Consider the following 8300-nt stretch of genomic DNA (forward strand, 5'->3'; position numbering starts at 1 on the left):
AAGCCGGCGGGAGAGGACCACTACAAACCGGTGTCCTGGCCCGAGGCGATCCGGATCATCGCGGACAAGCTCAAGAGCCTGGACTCGCCCGACGAGGCCGCCTTCTACACCAGCGGCCGTACCTCCAACGAGGCGGCCTTCCTCTACCAGCTGATGGTCCGCGGCTACGGCACCAACAACCTGCCGGACTGCTCCAACATGTGCCACGAGTCCTCCGGCTGGGGGATGGGCCAGACCATTGGCATCGGCAAGGCAACTGTCAGCTTCGACGATTACGCCAAAGCGGACCTGATCATCATCATGGGGCAGAACCCGGGCACGAACCACCCGCGCATGCTTACCGAGCTGGAGGCGTGCAAGGAGAACGGCGGCGAAATCGTTGCCGTCAATCCCCTCCCGGAGGCCGGCTTGCGCCGGTACAAGAATCCGCAGAAAGTCAAAGGCATCGTGGGCCGCGGCACGGAGATCGCGGACCAGTTCCTTCATATCCGCATCGGCGGAGACATGGCACTGCTGCAGGCGGTCTCCAAGCGGGTCCTCGACGCTGAGGCCCGCAACCCGGGCACCGTCCTGGACCAGGCGTTCCTTGACGAGCACTGTGAGGGGCTGGAGGAACTCAGGGAGCACCTCAACCTCGTGGACGATGCCGCGGTCCTGGCAGCGACCGGCCTGCGCACCGAGGATATCGATGAGCTCGCGGCCCGCTACCTGAAGGCCGACAAAGTCATCATCACCTGGGCCATGGGCATCACGCAGCAGAAAAAGGGCGTGGCAACGATCAAGGAGATCATCAACCTGCTCCTGCTGCGCGGCAACATGGGCAAGCCCGGCGCCGGCGCCTCCCCCATCCGGGGCCACAGCAACGTCCAGGGCGACCGCACCATGGGCATCTGGGAGCAGATGCCGCAGTCCTTCATGGACTCCCTCGGCGAGGAGTTCGGCTTCGAGCCGCCCCGCGACCACGGTGTCGACGCCGTCGAAACCATCAACAAGATGCGCGACGGCGGGATCAAGGCTTTCGTGGCGCTCGGCGGAAACTTCGTCGGTGCCATGTCGGACACGAACGCCACCGAGGCCGCCATGGAAAGCACCGAACTCTCGGTGCAGATTTCCACGAAACTCAACCGCTCCCACACGGTCACGGGTGCCGAAGCGCTGATTCTGCCCACGATGGGGCGGACGGAGATCGACATCCAGGAGTCGGGACCTCAGTTCGTTTCGGTGGAGGACACCGTGTGCGCCGTGCACCCCTCCTGGGGCAGTGTGGAACCGGTCTCGCATAACCTGCTCTCCGAACCGGCGATTGTCAGCAGGCTCGGCAAAGCGCTGGTCGGGGACAAGGTCAGGGCCGACTGGGACGGCTTCGAGAGGAATTACGACCTGATCCGGGACCACATCTCGCGGGTCGTCGGCGGCTGCGAGGACTACAACGAGCGGATCCGGCACGAAGGCGGCTTCATTCTGGCGAACGGGCCGCGGGATTCTCGCACGTTCCCGACTCCCACGGGCAAGGCCGTGCTGACCGTCAACGACCTGGAGCATGTGGAGAAGCCGGAGGGCACGCTGATCCTGCAGAGCATGCGTTCCCATGACCAGTTCAACACCACCATCTACGGCCACAACGACCGGTACCGGGGCATCAAGAAGGGCCGCAATGTGATCTTCGTGAACCCGGACGACATCACGGAACTGGGCCTGGCCGACGGAATGTTCGTGGATATCCGGGGCGAGTACAAGGACGGCGTGGAGCGCATGGTCCGCAAGTTCCGGGTGGTTTCCTACCCGACCGCGCGCGGCTGTGCGGCCGCCTACTACCCGGAAGCCAACGTGCTGGTGCCATTGAATCACACGGCCGAAGGCAGCAACACGCCGGTATCCAAAGCCGTCATTGTGAGGCTCGAGCCCAGCGAGGACCAGACCCCGGACGGCTCGACGACCCTGGCGTCCGGCGCGGCCCGGACGCGGTAGAGCCCACCCCGCGGGACATGCCCCACTCTGGCCGCGGCCACTGGACATAATGCCTATATGTCCAGCCACGGGCAGAAAGGGAGGGCATGTCCCCCGGGAGGTTGAATCCCACCCCACGGGACATGCCCCACTCTGGCCGCGGCCACTGGACATAATGCCTATATGTCCAGCCACGGGCAGAAAGGGAGGGCATGTCCCGCGGAGGTTGAGCGTCACACCCGCGGTGCTGGGTGGCTGCTGCGGCTATTGGGCCCGCTTGGCCCAGCCTTTTTCGTCGGGGCCACCGGACTCGCCGTGCTCACAGAGTTCGATGACCGTGTTGGACGCGGCGTGGACGGCGTCCTGGGTGCTCTTCCGGCCCTCAGTCGACGCCGTTCCCGCGGCGAAGCCGACGATGAAGGCGCTGATGGCATCGGCGTGCGGCCCGACGGCCTTGAGCGACTCGTCCGCGACCTGGACGATCTTCTCGTGGTCCACTTCCAGGTCAAGGATCTGCAGCGCCTGGATCAGGCGGGCACTCCAGTGCCGCAGCGAGCTGTCTTCGTCCCGGGTCAAAGTCATTGTTACTCCTCGTCGTAGCGGTGCGTCTGTTGATCGTCTTCCCCCACAAGGGGTAGCACCGACACCCACGTTTCGCAACGCGACACAGGCAAACCCTCCCGGAGATTCTTCAGCTCCACAGCGCGACGTGGAACTTCGACCCGCGGCGTTCCAGGCCCCGGGGGCCGCCGGGGGCGACCATCGCGGCGGTCGCATCCGCAGTGCCGGCGAAGCGCTGCAGCGTCTGCGCCATCGTGGTGGTCCGGCGGTGGTCCAGGGTGCTCGCCCACCACAGGCCGGTGACCGGTGTCCCGACGACGGGCAGCCGGACGAGCGAACCGCTCTGGACCTCGGCGCGGACTATGTGGCCGAGCGCCAGCATGATGCCCTCCCCCGCCCTCACGGCTGCCAGGGCTTCCGTCTCGCTGCTGAGGCGGATGATCTCCGGCGCTACCCCCAACGACGCCAGCCAGCGGCCTTCCTCCGAGCTGTCCTGGATCCCGGCCGGTCCGGAGAACCAGGGCCGGTCCAGCAGCCGGGCGACGGACACCGGTCCGTGGAGCCGGGCCACCGGATGCCCCGCCGCCGCGACCAGGGTGCGCTGGTAGCGCAGGAACGGAACGCACTCCAGGCCAAGCCCCGTGACAGCGGCACCTGCCGGAGCCGTCGGCCGGGCTCCCAGGGAGATGTCGTAGGCGCGTTCCTGCAGCAGCGAGCCCAGATCCTCGGCGGATCCGACCACGACGTCCACCGCAGCGCCGGGGACCCGCTTGGTGAAAAGGTCCAGCAGCCGGCCGGCCGCATGTTCGGCAAAGGGCGCGGTGGCCACAATCTTCAGCCGCCCGGCGTCGTTCTTGGCATTGGCGACTTCCCAGCGGGCCTGGTCCGCCAGCCCGACAATGTCCTGGGCGTAGTCGGCGAGGGCACGGCCGCCCGGAGTCAGGGCAATGCCGCCGGCAGCGCGCACGAAGAGCGGGTCGCCAAGGTCCAGCCGGAGCGCCGACAGGGCGGCGGAAACCGCCGGTTCGCTGACGCCGAGAGTCTCCGCGGCAGCGTGCAGCGAGCCCAGACGGGCGACCAGGGCGAACGTGCGGAGCTGGCTCAATGTCATCGCCACGGCGTCATAACCTTTCGCTTATGACGATATTGACACTCCCTATCACGCGGGGCAAGACTTGCCTCAAACCGGTGCTGCGCGACGTTGCCAGCGCCCTGGAGTGAGGTAGGGACTATGCAGATTCCGGCTCCTTTCGACTATGTGCGGGCCACTTCCGTGGACAACGCCCTGGAACTCCTCTCCCGCCATGGTCCGGAGTCGCGGGTCGTCGCCGGGGGCCACAGCCTCCTGCCGATGATGAAGCTCCGGCTCTCCCGGCCCGAATGGCTGATCGACATCAACGACCTCTACGAACTCGACTTCATTCTTCGCGACGGCGACAAACTGCGCATCGGCGCCCTGACGCGCCACACAACACTCCTGGAGTCGGACGAAATTGCAGCGCTCTTCCCCATCGTCCGGGACGCGGAATCCGTGATCGCCGACCCTGTCGTTCGCAACCGGGGAACGATCGGCGGATCGCTCTGCCAGGCCGACCCGGCCGAGGACCTGTCCACGGTCTGCGACGTCCTGGGTGCGGAAGCCGTGATCCGCGGACCGGCCGGCGAGCGCATCCTGGCCATGGCTGACTTCCACCGCGGGCCTTATGAGACGGCGGTGGGCCAGGACGAACTGCTGTGCGAGCTCCGCTTCCCGATCCGCCCCCGTTCGGGCAGCGCCTACGAGAAGGTCGAACGCCGGGTCGGCGACTGGGCAGTCGGCGCCGCCGGCGCGTCCGTGACGCTCGGGCCGGACGGCACCATCGCCGACGCCGCCGTCGGGCTTACCGCCCTCGGCCTCGACCACACGGTCGCCGGGGCAACCGAACTGCTCCGCGGCGAGCAGCCCCGGGAGGAACTGTTCGTGGAGGCCGGACGGCGCGCCGCGGAAGCCTGCGACCCGGTGGCCGACCAGCGCGGCCCGATTGACTACAAACGGCACCTCGCCGACGAACTCACCCGGCGGGTGCTCCGGCAAGCGTGTGCCCGCGCCGCACAGACACAGGAAGGCTGAAGCGGATGCAGATCAGCATGACCGTCAACGGCAACGAAGTCACGTCCGACATTGAGCCCCGTGTGCTCCTGGTCCACTACATCCGCGAGGTCCTTGGCCTGACCGGCACCCACTGGGGCTGCGACACCACAAACTGCGGGACCTGCGTGGTCCTGATGGACGGCCAGCCGGTGAAGTCCTGCACGGTGCTCGCTGCGATGGCCGCCGGCCACGACATCCGCACGGTCGAGGGGCTTGCCACCGGCGCCACCCTGGACCCCGTCCAGCAGGGCTTTATGGAGGAGCACGGGCTGCAGTGCGGTTTCTGCACCCCCGGCATGATGCTGACCGCCCGTGCCCTGCTCGACAAGAACCCGCATCCGGACACTACCGAGATCCGGCAGGCCATTTCGGGCCAGATCTGCCGGTGCACCGGCTACGCCACGATCGTCCGGTCGGTGCAGTGGGCGGCAGCCCACCCGGCGGGCGGCGACGGTGATGCCACGGTCGACGAGGTCATCGACGGCACGGACACCGTGGTTGAGGACATCGCAGCGCAGACACAAGACGCAGAGGTGAAGGCATGACCGTTATCCACGAACGGCCCGGCAATCCGGCGGCCGGCGACGCGGACCGCCCGATCGGCTACGGCCGGATCCAGCGCAAGGAGGACCCGCGCTTCGTGCGGGGCAAGGGCAACTACCTCGACGACATCGTCCTGCCCGGCATGCTGCACGGCGCCATTCTGCGCGCCCCGGTTGCACACGCCCGGCTGGTGTCCATCGACACCACCAATGCCCTCGCCCACCCCAAGGTGCTCGCCGTCATCACCGGCAAGGACCTGCTCGGCCTCAAGCTCGCGTGGGCCCCCACCCTCTCCGCGGATGTGCAGGCGGTCCTCGTGACGGACAAGGTGCGCTTCCAGGGCCAGGAGGTCGCCTTCGTCGTGGCCGAGGACCGCTACGCGGCCCGCGACGCGCTGGAGCTGATCGACGTCGAATACGACGTCCTGCCTCCGGTCATTGACGCCCGGAAGGCCCTCGACGCTGACGCCCCCGTGATCCGCGACGAGATCGAGGGCCGGACGGACAACCACATTTTCGACTGGGAAATGGGCGACAAGGCCGAAACCGAGGCCGTCTTCGCGAGCGCCGACGTTGTCGTCTCCCAGGAGATGGTCTACCCGCGCGTGCACCCCGCGCCAATGGAGACGTGCGGGGCGATCGCCGACTTCGACGCCGTCGACGGCAAACTGACCCTCTACGAAACGACCCAGGCGCCGCACGCGCACCGCACCCTGTTCGCGATCGTCGCAGGGATCCCCGAGCACAAGATCCGGGTGGTGTCCCCGGACATCGGCGGCGGCTTCGGCAACAAGGTGGGCATCTACCCGGGCTACATCCTCGCGGTGGTCGGGTCCATCGTCACCGGCAAGCCGGTGAAATGGGTGGAGGACCGCTCGGAGAACCTGATGTCCACCTCCTTCGCCCGCGACTACATCATGCAGGGCGAGATCGCGGCCACCAAGGACGGCAAAATCCTCGCGGTACGCACCAGCGTCCTCGCGGACCACGGCGCCTTCAACGCCACCGCCCAGCCCACCAAGTACCCCGCCGGCTTCTTCTCGATCTTCACCGGAAGCTACGACATCAAGGCCGCCTACTGCTCCGTCACAGGCGTCTACACGAACAAGGCACCCGGCGGCGTCGCCTACGCCTGCTCGTTCCGCGTCACGGAGGCCGTCTACCTGGTCGAGCGGATGGTGGACATCCTGGCCCGCAAGCTGGAGATGGATCCGGCGGAACTGCGGTTGAAGAACTTCATCAAACCCGAACAGTTCCCGTACGCCAACAAGACCGGCTGGGTGTACGACTCCGGCAACTACGAGCCCGCGATGCGGCTGTCCATGCAGCTGGCCGGCTATGACGAGCTCCGCCGCGAGCAGCAGGAGAAGCGCGCCCGCGGCGAACTCATGGGGATCGGCATCTCCTTCTTCACCGAGACCGTGGGCGCCGGCCCGCGCAAGCACTTCGACATTGTCGGCCTCGGGATGGCCGACGGCGCCGAACTGCGGGTCCACCCCACCGGCAAGGCCGTCGTCCGGCTCTCGGTGCAAAGCCAGGGCCAGGGCCACGAGACCACCTTCGCGCAGATCGTGGCCGAGGAACTCGGCATCCCGCCGGAGGATATCGACGTCGTGCACGGCGACACCGACCAGACACCGTTCGGCCTCGGCACGTACGGGAGCCGCTCGACGCCGGTCAGCGGCGGCGCCGTCGCACTCGTCGCCCGCAAGGTGCGGGAGAAGGCGAAGCTGATCGCCGCGGCCATGCTGGAGACGCGGCCCGAGGACCTTGAGTGGGAGAAGGGCCGCTGGTTCGTCAAGGGCGATCCCAGCGCCGGGAAGACCATCTCCGAAATCGCCATGGCGGCCCACGGCACCATGACACTGCCCGAGGGGGTCGACGGCAACCTCGACGCCGAGGTCACCTACGACCCGCCGAACCTGACGTTCCCGTTCGGCGCCTACATCTGCGTGGTCGACATCGATCCGGGCACCGGGCACGTCAAGGTGCGCCGCTTCATCGCGGTGGACGACTGCGGCACCCGGATCAATCCGATGATCATCGAGGGCCAGGTGCACGGCGGCCTGACCGACGGCGTCGGGATGGCGCTCATGGAGATCATCGAGTTCGACGCCGACGGCAACTGCCTGGGCGGGTCCTTTATGGACTACCTGATCCCCACCGCGATGGAAGTCCCGGACTGGGAGACCGGCTTCACCGTCACCCCGTCCCCGCACCACCCCATCGGCGCGAAGGGCATCGGCGAGTCCGCCACCGTCGGCTCACCGCCGGCGATCGTGAACGCCGTCGTCGACGCGCTGGCCCCCTACGGGGTGGTTCACATGGACATGCCCTGCACACCGGCCCGGGTCTGGGCCGCCATGCAGGGCCGGGCAAGGCCACCGATCTGACATGACACCGACGGGAGAATCCCTTGCGGCCCGGGCGAACGACCTCGCCTCCCGCCGCGAGCCGTTCGTGCACGCCACGGTGGTCCGCGCCCAGCACCCCACGAGCGCCCATGCCGGGGACACCGCCCTCGTGCTGCCTACCGGCGAGATCCAGGGCTTCGTCGGCGGGAACTGCGTCGAGTCCTCGGTGCGGGAGTACAGCCTGCAGGTCCTTGCCTCGCAGGAACCCCTGCTGCTGCGTGTTGTCCCCGGCGAGCCGTCCCGCAGCGCCGAGGAAGGCGCGGTTGAGGTCTCCAATCCCTGCCTCAGCGGCGGGGCGATCGAGATCTTCCTCCAGCCGCGCATCCCGGCGCCCCGGGTTTTGGTGGTCGGCACCACGCCCGTGGCCCAGGCGCTCGAGACCCTCGGCTCGGGTGTCGGGCTGGCGGTCGAACTCACCGACGGGGAAGCGGCGGCACCGCGGTCCGACGATGCGGCGCTGATTGTGGCCTCGCACGGAAAAGCGGAGGAGGCCGCCCTCGAGGCCGCCCTGCGTGCCGGCGTGCCGTACGTCGCGCTGGTGGCCAGCGGGACACGGGGCACCGCGGTGCTGGAATCCCTCGACGTCGACCCCGCGCAGCGCTCGCGCGTGTTCACCCCGGCAGGCCTGCAGCTGGGCGCCCGCACCCCCGGTGAGATCGCGCTCTCGATCCTGGCCCAGCTCATCCAGGAACGGGCGAAGTCACG

At 68.0% G+C, this 8300-nt stretch carries 7 protein-coding genes (1 of these 7 cut by a window edge); 5 read left to right on the forward strand and 2 right to left on the reverse strand.

All coding sequences use genetic code 11. From position 1 onward, the window contains the following. Window positions 1-1968, forward strand: the 3' portion of a protein-coding gene (locus K789_RS0103600) for an FdhF/YdeP family oxidoreductase (RefSeq protein WP_024365565.1). 378 nt of this gene lie to the left of the window's left edge; only the last 1968 of its 2346 coding nucleotides appear in the window; its start codon lies off the left edge, out of view; the stop codon is at window positions 1966-1968. A 243-nt stretch (window positions 1969-2211) separates the two neighbouring features. Here the strand turns inward: K789_RS0103600 and K789_RS0103605 are convergent, their stop codons facing one another. Continuing rightward, window positions 2212-2529, reverse strand: coding sequence for a DUF6457 domain-containing protein (locus K789_RS0103605; RefSeq protein ID WP_024365566.1), 318 nt, complete (start codon window positions 2527-2529; stop codon window positions 2212-2214). Between the two features lie 109 nt (window positions 2530-2638). Then, on the reverse strand, window positions 2639-3619 hold the full coding sequence (locus tag K789_RS0103615; RefSeq protein WP_024365567.1) for a LysR family transcriptional regulator: 981 nt from the start codon (window positions 3617-3619) through the stop codon (window positions 2639-2641). Window positions 3620-3739: 120 nt separating this feature from the next. On the opposite strand from K789_RS0103615, the gene K789_RS0103620 reads away from it, so the two are divergent. The 4 genes from K789_RS0103620 to K789_RS0103635 form a co-directional block, all read left to right on the forward strand. Then, a complete protein-coding gene (locus K789_RS0103620; RefSeq protein WP_024365568.1) occupies window positions 3740-4618 on the forward strand; it encodes an FAD binding domain-containing protein in 879 nt (292 codons plus the stop codon). Window positions 4619-4623: 5 nt separating this feature from the next. Continuing rightward, window positions 4624-5184 (forward strand): (2Fe-2S)-binding protein, encoded by a 561-nt coding sequence (locus K789_RS0103625; protein WP_024365569.1) that lies wholly within the window; start codon window positions 4624-4626, stop codon window positions 5182-5184. After that, a complete protein-coding gene (locus K789_RS0103630; protein ID WP_024365570.1) occupies window positions 5181-7574 on the forward strand; it encodes an aerobic carbon-monoxide dehydrogenase large subunit in 2394 nt (797 codons plus the stop codon). The genes K789_RS0103625 and K789_RS0103630 overlap by 4 nt, the downstream gene beginning before the upstream one ends. 1 nt (window position 7575) lies before the next feature. Further along, a partial coding sequence (locus K789_RS0103635; protein ID WP_024365571.1) for an XdhC family protein occupies window positions 7576-8300 on the forward strand: 725 nt, incomplete at its 3' end.

The sequence above is a fragment of the Arthrobacter sp. TB 26 genome, from assembly GCF_000427315.1.
Classification (GTDB): Bacteria; Actinomycetota; Actinomycetes; order Actinomycetales; family Micrococcaceae; genus Arthrobacter.